Source organism: Sphingomonas sp. BT-65, from assembly GCF_026107375.2.
Lineage (GTDB): Bacteria > Pseudomonadota > Alphaproteobacteria > Sphingomonadales > Sphingomonadaceae > Sphingomonas.
On sequence record NZ_JAPCIA010000001.1, the window covers coordinates 2,177,589 to 2,195,079 of the forward strand.

A 17,491-nucleotide genomic window follows, 5' to 3' on the forward strand; every position below is an offset into this window, starting at 1 on the left:
TCATCTGCTTGCCTGAAACCGCTTCGCCCGGCTAGGCCCGCGCGCATGAGCATTGGTGAAGAGCGGCTTCAGCGCCGTATGGCGCGCGGGCGCGCATTCCTCGGCAGCGAGACGGCGATCCTGTGCGGCGCGATGTCGTGGGTGAGCGAGCGCAACCTCGTCTCCGCGATCTCCAACGCGGGCGGGTTCGGGCTGATCGCGTGCGGCGCGATGACGCCCGAGCTGCTCGATGCCGAGATCGCCGGGACCAAGGCGCTCACCGGCAAGCCGTTCGGCGTGAACCTGATCACGATGCACCCGCAGCTGTTCGAGCTCATCGAGGTATGCGCGAAGCACCAGGTGACGCATATCGTGCTGGCGGGCGGGCTGCCGCCGGCCGGTAGCCTCGACGCGATCAAGGGGAATGGCGCCAAGCTGATCTGCTTCGCGCCGGCGCTCAGCCTCGCCAAGAAGCTGATCCGCTCGGGCGTCGACGCGCTGGTGGTCGAGGGGATGGAAGCCGGCGGGCATATCGGCCCGGTCTCGACCAGCGTGCTGGCGCAGGAGATCCTCCCCGAGGTCGCCGAGCAGCTCCCCGTGTTCGTCGCGGGCGGGATCGGGCGCGGCGAGGCGATCGCCGGCTATCTCGACATGGGCGCGGCGGGGGTCCAGCTCGGCACACGCTTCGCCTGCGCGACCGAGAGCATCGCGCACCCCAATTTCAAGAAGGCCTTCTTCCGCGCCTCGGCCCGCGATGCGGTGGCGAGCGTGCAGATCGACCCGCGCCTGCCGGTGATCCCGGTGCGCGCGCTCAAGAACGCCTCGTCCGAGCTGTTCACCGCCAAGCAGCGCGAAGTCGCGCAGCTGCTCGACGAGAACAAGGTCGAGATGATGGAGGCGCAGCTCCAGATCGAGCATTACTGGGCGGGCGCGCTGCGCCGCGCGGTGATCGAGGGCGATGTCGACAATGGCTCGCTGATGGCGGGCCAGTCGGTGGGGATGGTGACCAGGGAAGAGCCGGTCGCCGAGATCATCGCCCAGCTGATGGCCGAGGCTGCGCACGCGCTGGAGAAGCGCGCGGCCTGACGAACCGCGCTCGCCGCGCGTTGAACCGATTGGCGCGCCCGCGCCGATCTGATAGCGCGATACCATGCCCGTTTCCGCCGCCGCCTCCGCCCGCGAGATCCTGACACGGCTGCACGACGTGATGGCCTCGCGCGCCGCGGCGCAGGCCAAGTTGAACTCGGTCGTCAACATCATCGGCGAGGCGCTGCATAGCGAGGTCTGCTCGATCTACCTGCTGCGCGAGGGGGTGCTCGAGCTGTTCGCCACACGCGGGCTGGCGCAGGAGGCGGTCCACGTCACCAAGCTCGCCTTGGGCGAGGGCCTCACCGGCACGATCGCGGCGAATGTCGAGACGCTCAACCTCGACGAGGCGGCTGCGCACCCCGACTTCGCCTACCGCCCCGAAACGGGTGAGGATCGCTTCCACAGCTATGCTGGCGTGCCGATCATCCGCAAGGAGCGCGCGGTGGGCGTGCTGGCGGTGCAGCATGCCGATCCGCGCAAGTACGACGAAGTCGAGATCGAGGCGCTGCAGACCGTGGCGATGGTGCTGTCGGAACTGATCGCCAATGCCGGGCTGATCGACGCGGCGGGCGGCGGCGGATCGACGCGCCCGCAATCCACCGCGACGGCGCGCGTGTCCGGTTTCAAGCTGGTCGAGGGCATGGCGGCGGGCGCCGCGGTGTTCCACCAGCCGCGCATCATCATCGAGCACACCGTCGCCGAGGATACCGAAGCCGAGCGCCACCGCGTCTATGCCGCGTTCGACAAGATGCGCGAGCAGATCGACCGCATGACCAGCCAAGCCGAGTTCGGCGGCGGCGGCGAGCATGAGGAGGTACTCGAGACCTACAAGATGTTCGCCTATGACGAGGGCTGGAGCCGCCGCATCAACGAGGCGATCGACTCCGGCCTCACCGCCGAGGCGGCGATCGAGCGCGTCCAGCAGCGCACGCGGATGCGCATGCGGCAGATCGACGATCCGCTGCTGCGCGATCGCATGCACGACCTGGAGGACCTGTCCAACCGGCTGCTGCGCATCGTCTCGGGCCAGCTCGGCACCGCGGCGCAGCTCGGCCTGCGGCAGGATTCAATCCTGATCGCGCGCAACCTCGGGCCCGCCGAGTTGCTCGAATACGACCGGCGGCGCCTCAAGGGCGTGGTGCTCGAGGAAGGATCGCTGACCGCGCACGTCACCATCGTCGCGCGCGCGATGGGCGTGCCGGTGCTGGGCCGGGTCAAGGACATCCGCCGCCTGATCGCCGAGGGCGACAAGCTGCTGGTCGACGTGACCGAGGACACGCTGATCATCCGCCCGACCGCGGCGATGGAGGAAGCGTTCGACGCCAAGCTGCTGATCACCCAGAAGCGCCGCGCCGCCTTCGCCGCGCTCAAGAACGAGGCGCCGGTCACCAAGGACGGGCATCGCGTCACGGTGATGGTCAATGCGGGCCTCCGCGACGACGTCGCCGCGCTCGACCTGACCGGCGCCGACGGCATCGGGCTGTTCCGCACCGAATTCCAGTTCCTCGTCTCCGCCACCCTGCCCCAGCGCGAGGGGCAGCGCCGCCTCTATCGCGACGTGCTCGAAGCGGCGGGCGAGCGGCCGGTGACGTTCCGCACCGTCGATATCGGGGGCGACAAGGCGCTGCCCTATCTCGACCATGACGAGAATGGCGACGAGGAGAATCCGGCGATGGGCTGGCGCGCGCTGCGCCTGGCGCTCGACCGCGAAGGCTTGATGAAGGTGCAGGCGCGCGCGCTGCTCGAGGCCGCGGCCGGGCGCACGCTCAACGTCATGTTCCCGATGGTCAGCGAGCCGTGGGAATTCGACCAGGCGCGTGCGCTGTTCGAGAGCCAGCGGGTGTGGCTGGAAGGGCGCGGGAACAAGCTCCCGTTGCAGATCCGCTATGGCGCGATGCTCGAGGTGCCGGCGCTGGCCGAGGTGCTCGATATCCTGCTGCCCAATATCGATTTCCTGTCGGTCGGCACCAACGACCTGACGCAATTCCTGTTCGCCGCCGACCGCGCGCATCCCAAGCTCGCGGTGCGCTACGACTGGCTCTCGCCCTCGATCCTGCGCTTCCTGCGCCGCGTGACGCTGGAGGCCAATGCCGCCGACGTGCCATTGGCGGTGTGCGGCGAGATGGGCGGGCGGCCGCTCGAGGCGATGGCGCTGATCGGGCTCGGCATCGAGCGCCTGTCGATCACCCCCGCGGCGGTCGGCCCGATCAAGGCGATGCTGCGCACGCTCGACCGCGGCGCACTGGTCGGGGCGATGGCCGGGTTCCTGGCGCTGCCGCCGCACGACATGCGTGTGGCGCTGGAGAATTGGGCGGACGAGCATGGCGTCGAGCTCGCCTGATTTGGTTTTGAGCTGGATTCAGCTTCGCTGAATTACGGCACCGCCCTCCGCAGCCATTCCAACGATGCTTCGCATCGCCGGAACCTTGGGCTGCTCCGCCCGCTCCCCCACGTTTCAGCTTTGCTGAAACAGACCCTATTTTCCGGCTTGCCAGCGTTGACAGCGGGGGACGGGTGGTGGACACCGCAGCCGCGGCCTGCATCCCCCTGGCGTGAACCCCAATGCGACCGGAGTGACTTGAATGGACGGCGAATCCGGCGAGAACCCGACGCTCTTCCCCGAGAAGGTCGGGGAGAAGCTGCGCGACGCGCGGCTCGCGCAGGGACTCGAGCTGTCCGACATCGCCGCGCGCACCCGCGTGCCGCTGCGCCATCTGCAGGCGATCGAGAATTCGGACTATTCGGGCCTGCCCTCGCCGACCTATGCGATCGGCTTCGTCAAGGCCTATGCCCGCGCCGTGGGCGCCGACGAGGTCGCGCTGGCCCGGGAGTTGCGCACCGAGACCGAGGGTCTGTTCGCCGCGCGCGAGGTCTATGAGAGCTATGATCCGCAGGATCCGGTGCGCGAGCCGCCGCGGGGTCTCGCCTGGGCCGGCGCGGTGATCGCGGCGCTGCTGCTGGTGGCGGTCGGTGTGTGGTACGGCACCGACCTGTTCCGCAGCGCAGGCAGCGAGCCGGAGCCGACGCCGACCGAGACGCCGGCTACCCCTGAAGCGCCCGCCGAGCCCTCGCCCGCGCCGGTGCCGGCCAATGGTGGGCAAGTGACGTTGACCGCGACCCAGCCGGTCTGGCTCCGCATCTACGACGCGAGCGGCACGCGGCTGTTCGAGAAGGAGATGGCGGCGGGCGAGCGCTATGACGTGCCGCCGGGCGCCAATGGCCCCATGATCAATCTCGGCCGGCCCGAGGCGATCCGCGTGACGATCAACGGATCGGACGTCGCGCCGCTCGGCCCCGCCGGCCGCGCGATCAAGGACGTGCCGATCAGCGCCGAGGCACTGCGCGCGCGCGGTACCGCGAATGCCGGCACCACACCGCAGCCTGGCGCCACCGCGACGCCGGCCGCCGTCCCGGCCTTTCAGCCCGCATTCGACCCCGAACCGGCTGGAAACGCCACCTTCCCTTAAGCGTGGCGACAGATTCGGCATATCATGTATAAGGCGTTGAGGATGTTTACGCCTGCGGGGATTTCGATGCGTTTGATTGGGACATTTGCGGCAATGGCCGCGCTTGCGGCGGTCATGCCCGCGGCGGCGCAGACCAGTCGCGGGGACGGGATCGAGGGCCGGGTCGACCGGCTCGAGCGCGAGATGCGCGCGGTGCAGCGCAAGGTCTTTCCGGGCGGCGCTGGCCAGACGATCGAGCCGCAGATCATCGCCCCGCAGCAGCTCCAGGCCCCTCCCGGGCAGCCCGCGACCAGCGCGGTCGCCGATCTCAACGCCCGCGTCAGCGCGGTGGAATCGCAACTGTCGCAAATGACCGGGCAGATCGAACAGGGCCAGTACCGCCTGCGCCAGCTCGAGGAGGCGTTCAACGCCTACAGGCGTGCGACCGACGCGCGCCTGAAGGTGCTCGAGGCGGGCGCGGCGCCGGCCGAGGCGGAGGAGCCGGTGACCGGAGCGGTGCGGCCCGGACCCGCGCGCCCCGCGGTCGGCGGCCCCGCCACGCCGACGGTGAACGTCGACCGGCCCAAGAGCGAGGATCCGGCCGAGGACGGCTATATCTATGGCTATCGCCTGTGGCAGGCGAAACAGTATGACAAGGCGATTCCGGAGCTGCGCGCGGTCGTCCAGAAATATCCCAAGCACCGCCGCGCCAGCTATTCGCAGAACCTGCTCGGCCGTACTTTGCTCGACCAGGGCAAGCCGGCGCTCGCCGCGACCGCCTTCTTCGAGAGCTACCAGAAGATGCCGAACGGCGAGCGGGCGCCGGATTCGCTCTATTACCTCGCCCAGGCGCTGGTGAAGATGAAGAAGCCCGCAAGCGAGGTGTGCAAGGTCTATGACGAGCTCACGCAAGTCTATGGCGACCGCCTGTCCGAAGCGATGAAGATGGATGTCGCCACCGGCCGCTCCGCCAGCAAGTGCAAGTGAGCTGAAGCCGCCCGACACCGAATGGGTCGAGCGGTTCCGGCGGGATTTCGACACGCTGTGCGTGCGGGCGGTCGGCGGCGCTCTGCCTGACGGCACTTCGGTCGCGCTCGCCGTGTCCGGCGGACCCGACAGCATGGCGATGCTGCTGCTCGCCGCCGCCGCCTTTCCCGGACAAGTCCTCGCGGCGACAGTCGATCACGGCCTGCGTCCCGAAGCCGCCGGCGAAGCGGCGATGGTCGCGGCGGTCTGCGCCGGGCTCGGCGTGCCGCACGAGACCCTCTCCCCGGCTGCACCGATCGCGGGAAGCAGCATGCAGAAACAGGCCCGCGAGGCGCGTTACGACGCACTTTTGTCATGGGCCGAGCGGTGCGGCGCCTATCCTCTGCTGACCGCACATCACGCCGACGACCAGGCGGAAACGCTGCTCATGCGCCTCAACCGCGCGTCCGGGGTGGCCGGGTTGAGCGGCATCCGGCCGTGGCGCTTCGAGCAGAATTGCCTGCTGCTCCGGCCGTTACTCGGCTGGCGCCGCGGACGGTTGCGGATGATCGCCGAGGCGGCGGGCGTGCCCTGGGTGGACGACCCTTCGAATGAGGACCCGCGCCATGACCGAACGCAAGTTCGCATGTTCCTGACGCATCAGACCTTGCTCGATCCCGCCGCATTGGCCGAGTCCGCCGCGCATATCGCGGAGACGGAGGAGGCGCTCGAAGCGCTGACGAGGATGTTCGAGGCGGATCGCTGGTACGGACGCAAGTGCCTGCTCCGCGCCGCCGATCTGCCGCGCGAGCTGCAGCGCCGGCTGGTGCGCCGCGCGGTAGCGGAGACGCGCGCGGTGCACGGCATCCTCCTACCGCCCTTTTCCGACGCGGCGAATGTCGAGCCGCTGCTCGACGCGTTGGAGGCCGGCCGGCCCGCTACCCAGGCCGGCGTAATGGTGACGCCCGAGCGCGACGGACGCTGGCATTTCGCCCCGGCCCCGCCGCGGCGATCACACTGACCGACGCTGTTCCATTGCCATTAACCTGCCAACGCCTATCTTAGGTAGAATCATCACACGGAAATTCGATGAACGACAACGACAAGCAGCAGGGCCCCGAGAATAACGGCAATCCCTGGATGAAGAGCCTGCTGATCTGGGTGGGCATCCTGGCCGCGCTCGCGCTGTTCGTGACGATGTTCGATACGCGCTCGAGCCAGTCTGCGGGCAGCACGCTCGCTTATTCGGAGTTTCTCGACAAGGTCGAGCAGGGCACCGTCAAGGACGTCAACGTCGCCGGCAGCGTGATCACCGGCACGCTGACCAACGACAGCAAGTTCCGCACCAACGCGGTGCCCGACCCGCAGCTGATCCCGACGCTGCGCGCCAAGGGCGTGACGATCAGCGCGCGGCCCGAGGAGCAGCCCTCGGTGTGGCTGTACCTGCTCTATCAGTCGCTGCCGTTCCTGCTGTTTCTTGGCATCGCCTTCTTTGTGCTGCGCCAGATGCAGAAGGGCTCGGGCTCCGGCGCGATGGGCTTCGGCAAGTCGCGCGCAAAGCTGCTGACGCAGAAGGAGGGCAAGGTCACCTTCGACGACGTCGCCGGCATCGACGAGGCACGCGAGGAATTGCAGGAGATCGTCGAGTTCCTGAAGGATCCGACCAAGTTCGCGCGCCTCGGCGGCAAGATCCCCAAGGGCGCGCTGCTGGTCGGCTCGCCCGGCACCGGCAAGACGCTGCTCGCCCGCGCCATCGCGGGCGAGGCGGGCGTACCGTTCTTCACCATTTCGGGATCGGACTTCGTCGAGATGTTCGTCGGCGTCGGTGCGAGCCGCGTGCGCGACATGTTCGAGCAGGCCAAGAAGTCGGCGCCATGCATCGTCTTCATCGACGAGATCGACGCGGTCGGCCGCCATCGCGGTGCGGGCCTCGGCAACGGCAATGACGAGCGCGAGCAGACGCTGAACCAGCTGCTGGTCGAGATGGACGGCTTCGAGGCGAACGAAGGCATCATCATCATCGCCGCGACCAACCGTCCCGACGTGCTTGATCCGGCGCTGCTGCGCCCGGGCCGCTTCGACCGCCAGGTGGTGGTGCCGCGCCCCGACATCGAGGGCCGCGTCAAGATCCTGCAGGTCCATATGAAGAAGGTGCCGCTGGCGCCCGACGTCGACGCGCGCACCATCGCGCGCGGCACGCCGGGCTTCTCGGGCGCCGATCTCGCCAACCTCGTCAACGAGGCGGCGCTGATGGCCGCGCGCAAGGGCAAGCGGCTGGTTGCGATGCAGGAGTTCGAGGAAGCCAAGGACAAGGTGATGATGGGCGCCGAGCGGCGTTCGATGGTGATGACCGACGACGAGAAGCGGATGACCGCCTATCACGAGGCCGGCCACGCCATCGTCAGCCTGCACGAGCCGGCATCGGACCCGATCCACAAGGCGACGATCATCCCGCGCGGCCGTGCGCTGGGCATGGTCATGCGCCTGCCCGAGCGGGACAGCTACAGCTATCACCGCGACAAGATGTACGCGAACCTCGCCGTGGCGATGGGCGGCCGCGTCGCCGAGGAGATCATCTTCGGCTACGACAAGGTCTCGTCGGGCGCGTCGGGCGACATCCAGTACGCCACGGGCCTTGCCCGCGACATGATCACCAAATGGGGCATGTCGGACAAGGTCGGCCCGGTCGAATACGCCCAGCCCGAGGGCGAATCGTTCCTCGGCTATTCGGCGTCGCAGCCGCGGCACATGTCGAACGAGACCCAGCAGCTGATCGACCATGAGATCCGGTCGACCGTCGAGGGCGGGCTCAAGCGTGCGCGCGAGGTGCTGACCGAGCATCTCGAACAGCTTCACACGCTGGCCGGCGCGCTGCTCGAATATGAGACGCTGTCGGGCGAGGAGATCAAGAAGCTGCTCGCCGACGGCGATATCGGGCGCCCCGAGCCGGGCTCGCTCAAGGGTCCGGTCGCGGCGGCGGGAACCTCAATTCCCAAGACGCGGCGGCCCAAGGGTCCGTTCGGCAGCCCGGCCCCACAGGGGGCATAGGGCTCCTTACTTCTTCGCTGAATCCGGTTCGGCCCGCGCGGTGAGCGCGGGCCGCATCGTTTTGGCGATGTCGATGTCGTCCTGCGCGACCAACGCCTCGAGGAAGGCGATGCGCGCATCGCACTTGGCCTTCACGTCGCTGCCCTCCATCGCCGCGCCGAGACGCTCGGCCTTCGCGGCGTCGTCATTGGCGGCGACGCGGAGCAGCTCGTTCGCCGGGATCTCGCGCCCCCGCGCCAGATCGCTGGCGCTCGCCGGATAGCTCCCCGCGACCTTGAGTGCGTGACGATAGTGCCGCTCGCGCAGCGTCTCGCTGATTTGCGGCGACTTGCCTTCGCCCGCACCCGAGGCGCAGGCGCGGACATCGAGACCGCGATATTCGCGCAGCGTGGCAAGGCGGATGTCCATTTCCGCTGCAAGCAAGGCGGCCGGCGCGCGTGGCAAGCGCTCCCGATAGGCGGCGTTGACCAGCCGGTCGATCTCGCGGCTAGCCTCGGCGCCAGTCTTGGTCCGGTCGGCCTGCTGCTGGCGGAGCAGCGCGACCGCCGAATGGAGCCCGGGATTGCCCATCTTCAATGCGGCGAAGCCCGGCTCGCGCTGTTCGAGCTGCTTCATCGGATCCGCGGGGACGACGCCCGAGCGCTCGACCGGCGGGGTCGAGAGGATCGCGGCGAACACCAGCATGATCCACAACCCCCAGCGCGCCCAGGGCAGCACCGGCACCACCGGGCTGCTGTCGGCGATCTCGCGCACCGCGCCGAGCAGCACCATCCCGGCGATCGCCGTCGCGCCCCACGGCACCAGCGGCTCGGGCGCGCCGGGCAGCTGGAAGCGGATGATGGCCGACAGGATCAGCGTCACCGTAATCGCCAGCGCGGCCAGCGTCGGCCACCGCACGACCCGCCACAGCGCCGCCGCGAGCCCGGCGCTGCCCGAAAAGGCGATCAACGCCGACGCAGCCGCGAACACGCTCAGCGCGAGCTTCTCCGGCCCCGAGAGCGCGAAGAACGCCGCGCCGCCGATCAGCGCAAGCACGGCGAACGAGAAGATCTTGTAGAGCGGACTGCCGATCGCGGGCTCGCGTCCCACGGTCACCGCCATCCAGCCGGTCGCGACCGTGCAGAGGGCGGAAACGATCCCCGCGGTCCATGCGCCAGCCGGGAGCACCACGAGCAGCAATGCGGCGACCAGCCAGGGCACCGGCCAGGCATCCGCGAGCCAGCCGGGCGCCTCGTCCGCCATCTCGCGCCGCTCACGCCACGGCACGACGATCCGCAGCCGGACGAACGGAAAGGCGATGCCGGAGAGGAGCGCCGCGGCAGCACCCCCGATCCGCGCCGCCGGCGTCTCGGCGACGAGCGCGACGACGCCCGCCAGCGCAGCGGCGAGCAGCAGCGTGGCGAGGTCAACGAAGCCGAAGCGCGGCGCGTCGAGATGCGCGCGCCACCACGCCGCCGCATCGGGATCGAAACTGTGGGCGATCCCCGGCGTCTGATAGTCGGCGAGATCGAACAATTGCCGCACCTGCGCGGCGATGCCCGGACGCAGCGAGCTGACCCGCCGCTGCCAGCCGGGCGCCTTGGCGCGCGTGAGCGCATTCCACCCCGCCGACAGCGCATGATCGCCGCGCCGCAGCGCCTGAATCACGCGCCATTCGTCGATCCGCGCGAGGATGCGCCATACCGACGGCGGATGATTGCCCTCATCCTCCCAGCCAAACGCATCGATCGCATGGCGCAGCACGGGATCGCTGCGCGGGCTGGTGTCGGCGAGCAGGTCGGCGAGCCAGTTCTCGATCGAATCGCGCACCGCGATCTCGATCAGCGCGGGCGCGGCGAGAATCGCGTCGAGCTGCGCGGTCAGCGCGGCGGCGTCGCCGTGCCACGGACCGCGCAACCCGGCGTCGAGTGCGGCGGTGCGGCGGCGCAGTTCCTCGTGATCGGCGGCGCGAGCCTCGGCGAGCGGATCGGGCTCGGGCGGCGCGGGATCGAAGGCCGGCACCGGATCAGGCGATTGCAGCGGTTCGGCCAGCTCGACAGCGAATGCCGGCTCCTGTGCAACGGCCTCTTCATCCGATTCCTCCCAGTCGACATCATATTCGACCCAGCGCAGCGCCGCCTCATAGGCTTCGCGCAGCGCCATGAAGCCCTGCGGATCGTCCTCGGGATTGGTGACGCGCAGCTTCTTGGCATAGGCGCGGCGAATCGTCGCGCGGTCGCTCTTGCGCGGCACGCCGAGCACCTGCCACCAGCTCTTCACAGGAAGGTTTCACCCTCGAGCGTGTCGAGCGCCTGGTGCAGCTCCTTGCGCGCGGCCTCGATCGTGCGCGGGTCCTGGGTCTCGAGCGCGGCGCTGAAGCGGCCCAGCACTTCACCCACCCAATAGCGCTGCTCGCCGAGGAAATTCTCGAAGCATTTCTCGCCGCGCGCGATCGCCGCCTTGTTCTCCGCCTCGTCGCGCGGATGCACCTTCAGCGCGGCGAGCGATTTGCGCGCCTTGTCCAGCGCTTTCTCGTCCCCGGCCATGCCGTCGTTGATCGTGAGATTCACCGTCTCGCCGGTCTGCGCGACGATGATGTCAACCTCGAGCAGCCCGCTGACGTCGTAGGAGAAGCGGACATCGACCTGCTGCCCCGCCGGCCCGCGCGGCACGCGGACCGAGGTGCGGCCGATCTCGACATTGTCGCGCACCAGCCGCGCCTCGCCCTGGAAGATGCCGAAATCGACCTTGGTCTGGTTGTCGTGCATCGTGCCGAAGCTGTGGATGCGGCTCGCCGGGATCACCGTGCCGCGCTCGATGATCGGGGCGAACAGCCCGTCCTCGATCCCGCCGCCGGGCAGCCGCCGCGAATGCTCGACGCCGAGCGAGTAGGGGCAGACGTCGGTCACGACGACTTCCTTGAGCGCCACGTCGCGCGACTTGAGCCCGGCCTGCACCGCCGCGCCCAGCGCCACCGCCTCGTCCGGGTTGACCGTGGCGTTGGGGAAGCGGCCGAACATGCGCGTGACCGCGCTGCGCACCAGCGGCATGCGCGTCGCGCCGCCGATCAGGATGATCTCGGAAAGCTCGGCGCTCTTGATCCCTGAATCGCGCATCGAGCGCAGCACCGGCTCGCGCAGCCGGTCGATCAGCGGCTTGGCCGCCTCCTCGAACGCCTGGGTGGTGACGGTGTGGCGATATTCGGCGTCGTTCCAGACGAGGCGCATCTCCGCCTCAGCCCCGCTGCTCAGCGCCCGGCGCGCGCGCTCGGCGGTCTCGCGCAGTTTCTGGTGAAGCGGATCATCGCCGCGTCCCGCTTCACCGAATGCCTCGGTATGGGCTTCGCGCATCAACCCGACGAGCAACTCGTTGAAGTCCTCGCCGCCAAGGTGATTGTCGCCGGTCGAAGCGCGCACCTCGATGATCCCCTCGAAAATCTCGACGATCGACACGTCGAACGTGCCGCCGCCGAGATCGAACACCAGGAAGCGCGATTCGTCCTCAAGCTGGTGGATGCCATAAGCGAGCGCGGCGGCGGTGGGCTCGTTGACCAGCCGCTCGACCTTGAGGCCCGCAAGCTCGCCCGCGCGGTGCGTCGCCTTGCGCTGCTTGTCGTTGAAATAAGCGGGGACGGTGATCACCGCCTCGATCACCTCTTCGCCCAGAAACGCCTCGGCATCGGCCTTGAGGCTGCGCAGCACCAGCGCCGAGAGCTCCTCGGGCGTGAACTCGCGCTTGCCGAGCCGAGCGGTGCGGCGCGTGCCCATATAGCGCTTGAACGCGGTGGCGGTGACCTCGGGGTGGCTCGCCATGCGCTCACGCGCGGCGAGGCCGGTGATCACCTCGCCATCGTCGCCGATACTCACTGCGCTGGGGGTGAGGACGTGCCCGAGCCGGTTGGGCACGAGCACCGCCTCCCCGTCGCGCCAGACCGCCGCGGCACTGTTCGTGGTGCCGAGGTCGATACCGATGATCATGCTTGGGCCCCCAGTTGAAACCGCGCGACTTTAGCGAGAGGCGCGGCGCTGTGAAGCCGTCAACAACCGGCCATAATCGCATTCTAGCGAGTGGCGCGGGAGGACGTGCCGATGAAGCGCCGGATGATTGCCGCGATGATGCTGATCGCCTTGCCCGCCAGCGCGCAGGCGATGACCGTCGCGCAGTTCCTGGCCAAGGCCAATGCGCTCAAGGCCAAGGGTTTCCTCGCGATCGGATCGCCCGACATCAAGCTGCTGCGCGCCGAGGTGCAGAGCGTGGCCGACGCCTATCGCGCCGACCTCACCGCCGCGCGCCAGGCCGGGCGCACCCCGCACAGCTGCCCGCCGCCCAAGGGCAAGGCGAAGCTCGGCGCGAACGAGGTGATGGCCGAATTCAACGCGATCCCTACGGCTCAGCGCGGGATGAGCGTCAAGACCGCCTTCTACGCGATGATGAAGAAGCGCTTCCCCTGCAAAGGCTGAACCCGATGATCCGCGCCACTCTTGCCCTCATGCTTGCCGGACTGTCCCCTGCCGCCGGGGACGGGCCGGAGATCCGCACCGCCGACGTCGACCGGTTCTACGCACTCTATGACGCGACCGCCGGCAAGCCGAGCGTCGCGCAGATCCAGCGCGACTATCTCGACCATGCCAGCGACGGCTTTGCCGCGTTCATGCGGATGCGCCGGATCACCGCGGAGAGCATCGCCCAGCGGCTCGCCGCGCAGCCCGATCTCTATGTGAAGGCGCGCGGCTGCGCCAGCCACCTGCCCGTGATCCGGACCCGGCTTGCGGCAGACCTCGGTAAGCTCCGCGATCTCTATCCCGAGGCGCGGCTGCCGCCGGTGACGGTCGCGGTCGGCCGCGGCAAGCCGGCCGGCGTCGCCAATGCGGACGGGGTGATGATCGGGCTCGAGGCGCTGTGCGCGGCGGATTTCGCCGTGGCCGATCCCGAGGATCGCTTCGTCCACGTCATCGCCCATGAATATGTCCATGTTCAGCAGGCGGCCGCCGGATCGGATACCGATACGGGAATGACCGTGCTTCAGGCCGCGCTGGTCGAGGGCGGCGCGGAATTCATCGGCGAGCTGATGTCGGGCGCGGTCGGCTCGCAGCATCTGCACCGCATCACCCGCGGGCGCGAAGCGGCGTTCGAGGCCAGCTTCCTCGACGACCTCGACAAGCCCGCCGAGGGATCGCGCTGGCTGTACAACGGCCTCGGCACACCCGAATGGCCCGGGGATCTTGGCTATTGGGTCGGCTATCGCATCGCCAAGGCCTATTATGTCCGCGCCAAGGACAAGCGCGCCGCGGTGCGCGAGATCATCGCGCTGCGCGATCCCAAGGCATTCCTCGCCGCGAGCGGCTGGCGCCCGGGCATCACGCTCGACTGAGCTAGCCGAGCAGCCCGAGGCCGAGCAGCAGCAGCGCGAAGATCACCACGATGAAGGTGATCATGTTGAGCAGCACGAAGGTGCGCAGCAAGGCGCTCCAGCCGCGCAGGCGATAGGCGCCCTTCATCTGGAAATAGATGTGCAGCGGCGGGACGAACAACGCCGCCAGCGCGATCACGCTTCCGGCCAGCCCCAGCCCGCCCGCGATCGTCAGCAGGATCGACAGCAGCGACATGAACGAGAGCGAATAGGTCACGAACACTGCGTGGTCGTAGCCCTTGAAGCGCCGCTTCCAGAAGAACAGCAGCCACACGAACGGGATCGACAGCGGGATCAGTACCCAGCTGAACTTGTAGCTGTTGGTCTGCAGCTTGTAGAGCGCGAGGCCGGGGTTCTGGTTGACCTTCTCGATCCCCTTGTCGATCCGCTTCCAGCCGGTCTTGAAATTGAGGCCCTTGCCGCTCGCCCGGCTGAGCGAGACCGGGATCTTCTTGAATTCCTCGAGATCATGCGAGAGGCCGGCAATGCGCTTGTCGAGCTTCTGCGCGCGCTCGCTACCGGGCGTGGCCTTGGCACGCGCTTCCCGCGCGTCGGCGAGCGCGCTCTCGGTATTCTGCCGCGCGAAGGTCAGGCCCTGCTCGAACTGCGCGGCGGTGCCGACCTCGGCCGGCGGCGAGATGCCCATGATCTGGAGCACCGCGAACATCGTGAAGACCGAGAACAGGAACATCGCCATCGGCGAGACGAAGCGCGCGCGCTCGCCATGGATGTAGCGCCGCGTCAGCTCGCCGGGACGGAAGAACAGCAGCGGCAGCGTGTTCCACAGCTTGCCCTCGAAATGGACGACGCCGTGCAGGATCTCGTGCCCGATCGCGCCGATCGTGCGGTGGACATGCCCCGCCTGGCCGCAGTGGTGGCAGTGCGGGCCGATGAGGCGCGTGCCGCAATTGAGGCAGATGCCGCCATGCTCGCCGTCACCGTGCGCCTCGCCATGCCGCTTCTCGACCGCGCGGCTCCACAGCGCTCCGCTGACGACTTCTCCGGCTGCGTCGAATTCCCCCATGAAAGCCCACCTAACAAACCCGCAAAGCAGAGGCGATAGGGACTTTCGCCGCCACCCATGATAGCCCAAGGGCCATGGACATGATGACGGAGACCTCGCCTGAAGCCCTGATCGCGGACATGGGCGCCCGCGCCCGCGCCGCAGCGGTGACGCTGGCCGCGCTGCCGACCGCGCGCAAGGCCGAGGGGCTGCGCGCCGCCGCAGCGGAGATGCGCGCGCAGGCCGATGCGATCCTGGCGGCGAATGCGCAGGATGTCGCGGCGGGCGCGGCGAACGGCCTCAGCGCCGCGCTGCTCGACCGGCTGCGGCTCGATCCGGGCCGGCTGGAGGGCGCGGCGGCGGGCGTCGAGGCAGTCGCGGCGCTTGCTGATCCGGTGGGCGAGGTGATCAGCCGCAGCGAGCGGCCCAACGGGCTCCAGCTCAGCCGCGTGCGCGTGCCGATCGGGGTGATCGGGATCATTTACGAAAGCCGCCCCAACGTCACCGCCGACGCGGCGGCGCTGTGCGTGATGAGCGGCAATGCCGCGATCCTGCGCGGCGGTTCCGAGGCAGCGCACAGCAACCGCGCGATCCACGCCGCCTTCGCCGCGGGGCTCGAGCGCGCCGGGCTCCCCGCCGATGCCGCGCAGCTCGTCCCCACCACCGATCGCGCCGCGGTCGGCGCAATGCTGCGGGCCGAGGGCGCGATCGACCTGGTCGTGCCGCGCGGCGGCAAGAGCCTGGTCGCGCGCGTGCAGGAGGAGGCGCGCGTCCCCGTGCTCGCGCATCTCGACGGGATCAACCACACCTATATCGACGGCGCCGCCGACCCGGCGATGGCGCGCGACCTGGCCGTGAACGCCAAGATGCGCCGCACCGGCATCTGCGGCGCGACCGAGACGCTGCTGATCGACGACGCCTTCGCCGATCCAGCCCCGATCCTGTCGGCGCTCGCCGACACCGGCTGCGAGCTGCGCGGCGACGCCGACATCCGCGCGCTCGAGCCACGCGTCGTGGCGGCCAATGCCGGGGACTGGGACACCGAGTATCTCGATTCGATCCTGTCGGTGAAGCGAGTCGACGGCGTCGACGGCGCGATGGCGCATATCGCGGCGCACGGATCGCACCACACCGACGCGATCGTCACCGAGGACGCGGACGCGGCCGAGCGCTTCCTCAACGGCGTCGACAGCGCCATCGTGATGTGGAACGCCTCGACCCAGTTCGCCGATGGCGGCGAGTTCGGGCTCGGCGCCGAGATCGGCATCGCCACCGGCCGCCTCCATGCCCGCGGTCCGGTCGCGCTGGAGGGGCTGACGACCTATAAATGGGTGGTGCGCGGGAGCGGACAGACGCGTCCTTGAAGTTCCAGCATCATTTGTATACATTCGATACATGAGCAAATCAGCCGTCATCACCACCCGTCTCGACGGGGAGACCGCCGATCTGATTGATCAAGCCGCTGCGCGTCACGGTCAAAGCCGATCTTGGTTCGTTAGTCGTGTCCTTGCTCAAGCTGCCAAGCGCGAAGCAGAGTTTCTCGCCTACATCCAAGAAGGTATCGACGAACTGGATCGCGGCGAGGGAATTCCGCACGAAGTGGTAATGGCGGAGCTCGATGCGATGATCGCCAAGCATGAGGCTCGATGCCGGGATTGATCTGGGCGCCATCCGCGCGCCGCGATCTGATGACGATCGACGAATATCTCAGCGAACATGATCAGCGAGCGGCACTGAACACGCTTCGTGCAATCCGTGTCGCCGCCAATCGACTGACGGAATATCCGCGCATCGGCCGAGCCGTTGACCCGCCATTTCGCGTCCTTGGGGTCCGCTCGACCCAATATCTCATCGTTTACCGCCTCAAGGGCGAAGGCGTGGAGATCGCTCGGGTGCGGCACCGGCGCGAGAATTGGACTTACGACATCGAAGGGGATCTTTGAAACGCATCGGCCTTCTCGGCGGGTCGTTCAACCCGGCGCATCGCGGGCATCGCGCGATCTCGCTCCACGCACTGCGCGCGCTGGGGCTGGACGAGGTGTGGTGGATGGTGTCGCCGGGCAATCCCTTGAAGGAGCGCGAAGGGATGGCGCCGTTCGCCGCGCGCATCGCCTCGGCCCGCGCCATGGCCAGGCACGCGCCAATCCGTCCCACCGCGGTCGAGAAACGGCTCAAGACGCGCTACACCGTCGACACGCTGACCAAGCTCCCCCGCCTCTATCCCAAGCACCGCTTCATCTGGCTGATGGGCGCCGACAACCTCGCGCAATTCGACCAGTGGAAGGGCTGGCGCCATATTGCGCGACAGGTTCCGATTGCGGTGATCGCGCGCCCGGGTTATGATCGTGACGCCCATGCAAGTCCTGCCATGGGCTGGCTGCGGCGCTTTGTGCGGCCCGCAGGCCAGGCGAAGAACTGGACGAAGTGGAGTTTGCCGGCCCTGGTGCTGTTGCGCTTCCGCCCCGACCCGACTTCGGCGACCCGCCTGCGCGCCGCCGACCCCGCCTGGCACCGGCGTTATGCGCCGTCCCCACATCACCGCACGCGCGTCACCAGACGCTAGGAGTCCCC

15 protein-coding genes are annotated in these 17,491 nt (G+C 68.7%); 12 read left to right on the forward strand and 3 right to left on the reverse strand.

From position 1 onward, the window contains the following. The first annotated feature begins 45 nt into the window (after positions 1 to 45). The 6 genes from OK349_RS10355 to ftsH all read left to right on the forward strand — a co-directional run bounded on the left by OK349_RS10355 (position 46) and on the right by ftsH (position 8,528). Positions 46 to 1,065 (forward strand): NAD(P)H-dependent flavin oxidoreductase, encoded by a 1,020-nt coding sequence (locus OK349_RS10355; protein WP_265117730.1) that lies wholly within the window; start codon positions 46 to 48, stop codon positions 1,063 to 1,065. Positions 1,066 to 1,129: 64 nt separating this feature from the next. Next, positions 1,130 to 3,409, forward strand: a complete 2,280-nt coding sequence (gene ptsP, locus OK349_RS10360) for a phosphoenolpyruvate--protein phosphotransferase (protein WP_265117731.1) — start codon at positions 1,130 to 1,132, stop codon at positions 3,407 to 3,409. Positions 3,410 to 3,650: 241 nt separating this feature from the next. Continuing rightward, positions 3,651 to 4,535, forward strand: coding sequence for a helix-turn-helix domain-containing protein (locus tag OK349_RS10365; protein ID WP_265117732.1), 885 nt, complete (start codon positions 3,651 to 3,653; stop codon positions 4,533 to 4,535). A gap of 93 nt (positions 4,536 to 4,628) precedes the next feature. Then, on the forward strand, positions 4,629 to 5,501 hold the full coding sequence (locus OK349_RS10370; RefSeq protein WP_265117733.1) for a tetratricopeptide repeat protein: 873 nt from the start codon (positions 4,629 to 4,631) through the stop codon (positions 5,499 to 5,501). Then, on the forward strand, positions 5,464 to 6,501 hold the full coding sequence (tilS, locus tag OK349_RS10375; RefSeq protein WP_265117734.1) for a tRNA lysidine(34) synthetase TilS: 1,038 nt from the start codon (positions 5,464 to 5,466) through the stop codon (positions 6,499 to 6,501). The genes OK349_RS10370 and tilS overlap by 38 nt, the downstream gene beginning before the upstream one ends. 68 nt (positions 6,502 to 6,569) lie before the next feature. Next, positions 6,570 to 8,528 (forward strand): ATP-dependent zinc metalloprotease FtsH, encoded by a 1,959-nt coding sequence (gene ftsH / locus OK349_RS10380; protein ID WP_265117735.1) that lies wholly within the window; start codon positions 6,570 to 6,572, stop codon positions 8,526 to 8,528. Positions 8,529 to 8,534: 6 nt separating this feature from the next. Here the strand turns inward: ftsH and OK349_RS10385 are convergent, their stop codons facing one another. Both OK349_RS10385 and OK349_RS10390 read right to left on the reverse strand, forming a co-directional pair. Beyond that, entirely contained in the window at positions 8,535 to 10,787 is a 2,253-nt protein-coding gene (locus tag OK349_RS10385; RefSeq protein ID WP_265117736.1) for a hypothetical protein, read from the reverse strand. Continuing rightward, on the reverse strand, positions 10,784 to 12,484 hold the full coding sequence (locus OK349_RS10390) for an Hsp70 family protein (RefSeq protein WP_265117737.1): 1,701 nt from the start codon (positions 12,482 to 12,484) through the stop codon (positions 10,784 to 10,786). Before OK349_RS10390 ends, OK349_RS10385 begins: the two co-directional genes overlap by 4 nt. Positions 12,485 to 12,595: 111 nt before the next feature. Here OK349_RS10390 and OK349_RS10395 point away from each other — a divergent pair, with 111 nt between their 5' ends. Together OK349_RS10395 and OK349_RS10400 are read left to right on the forward strand one after the other, a co-directional pair. Beyond that, a complete protein-coding gene (locus OK349_RS10395) occupies positions 12,596 to 12,967 on the forward strand; it encodes a hypothetical protein (protein WP_265117738.1) in 372 nt (123 codons plus the stop codon). A 5-nt stretch (positions 12,968 to 12,972) separates the two neighbouring features. Next, on the forward strand, positions 12,973 to 13,878 hold the full coding sequence (locus OK349_RS10400) for a DUF2268 domain-containing protein (protein ID WP_265117739.1): 906 nt from the start codon (positions 12,973 to 12,975) through the stop codon (positions 13,876 to 13,878). Between the two features lies 1 nt (position 13,879). Here the strand turns inward: OK349_RS10400 and OK349_RS10405 are convergent, their stop codons facing one another. Beyond that, a complete protein-coding gene (locus OK349_RS10405; protein WP_265117740.1) occupies positions 13,880 to 14,941 on the reverse strand; it encodes a DUF3667 domain-containing protein in 1,062 nt (353 codons plus the stop codon). Positions 14,942 to 15,015: 74 nt separating this feature from the next. Here OK349_RS10405 and OK349_RS10410 point away from each other — a divergent pair, with 74 nt between their 5' ends. The 4 genes from OK349_RS10410 to OK349_RS10425 are packed head-to-tail and all read left to right on the forward strand — an operon-like array spanning position 15,016 to position 17,483. Then, positions 15,016 to 16,284: a glutamate-5-semialdehyde dehydrogenase gene (locus OK349_RS10410; RefSeq protein ID WP_265117741.1), complete on the forward strand. Its 1,269-nt coding sequence runs from the start codon at positions 15,016 to 15,018 to the stop codon at positions 16,282 to 16,284. Between the two features lie 31 nt (positions 16,285 to 16,315). Next, a complete protein-coding gene (locus OK349_RS10415; protein WP_265117742.1) occupies positions 16,316 to 16,579 on the forward strand; it encodes a CopG family ribbon-helix-helix protein in 264 nt (87 codons plus the stop codon). Beyond that, on the forward strand, positions 16,567 to 16,863 hold the full coding sequence (locus OK349_RS10420; RefSeq protein ID WP_265117743.1) for a type II toxin-antitoxin system RelE/ParE family toxin: 297 nt from the start codon (positions 16,567 to 16,569) through the stop codon (positions 16,861 to 16,863). The genes OK349_RS10415 and OK349_RS10420 overlap by 13 nt, the downstream gene beginning before the upstream one ends. After that, positions 16,860 to 17,483 carry a nicotinate-nucleotide adenylyltransferase gene (locus OK349_RS10425; protein WP_265117744.1) on the forward strand — a complete coding sequence of 208 codons (624 nt, stop codon included), beginning with the start codon at positions 16,860 to 16,862 and terminating at the stop codon, positions 17,481 to 17,483. The genes OK349_RS10420 and OK349_RS10425 overlap by 4 nt, the downstream gene beginning before the upstream one ends. The last annotated feature ends 8 nt before the right edge of the window (positions 17,484 to 17,491 follow it).

Coding starts and splice junctions, on each gene's coding strand:
- OK349_RS10400 (WP_265117739.1), top strand. CDS start 12,973: ATGATCCGCGCCACTCTTGCCCTCATGCTTGCCGGACTGTCCCCTGCC.
- OK349_RS10410 (WP_265117741.1), top strand. CDS start 15,016: ATGGACATGATGACGGAGACCTCGCCTGAAGCCCTGATCGCGGACATG.
- OK349_RS10395 (WP_265117738.1), top strand. CDS start 12,596: ATGAAGCGCCGGATGATTGCCGCGATGATGCTGATCGCCTTGCCCGCC.
- OK349_RS10420 (WP_265117743.1), top strand. CDS start 16,567: ATGCCGGGATTGATCTGGGCGCCATCCGCGCGCCGCGATCTGATGACG.
- OK349_RS10405 (WP_265117740.1), bottom strand. CDS start 14,941: ATGGGGGAATTCGACGCAGCCGGAGAAGTCGTCAGCGGAGCGCTGTGG.
- ftsH (WP_265117735.1), top strand. CDS start 6,570: ATGAACGACAACGACAAGCAGCAGGGCCCCGAGAATAACGGCAATCCC.
- ptsP (WP_265117731.1), top strand. CDS start 1,130: ATGCCCGTTTCCGCCGCCGCCTCCGCCCGCGAGATCCTGACACGGCTG.
- OK349_RS10390 (WP_265117737.1), bottom strand. CDS start 12,484: ATGATCATCGGTATCGACCTCGGCACCACGAACAGTGCCGCGGCGGTC.
- tilS (WP_265117734.1), top strand. CDS start 5,464: ATGTCGCCACCGGCCGCTCCGCCAGCAAGTGCAAGTGAGCTGAAGCCG.
- OK349_RS10370 (WP_265117733.1), top strand. CDS start 4,629: ATGGCCGCGCTTGCGGCGGTCATGCCCGCGGCGGCGCAGACCAGTCGC.
- OK349_RS10415 (WP_265117742.1), top strand. CDS start 16,316: ATGAGCAAATCAGCCGTCATCACCACCCGTCTCGACGGGGAGACCGCC.
- OK349_RS10355 (WP_265117730.1), top strand. CDS start 46: ATGAGCATTGGTGAAGAGCGGCTTCAGCGCCGTATGGCGCGCGGGCGC.
- OK349_RS10365 (WP_265117732.1), top strand. CDS start 3,651: ATGGACGGCGAATCCGGCGAGAACCCGACGCTCTTCCCCGAGAAGGTC.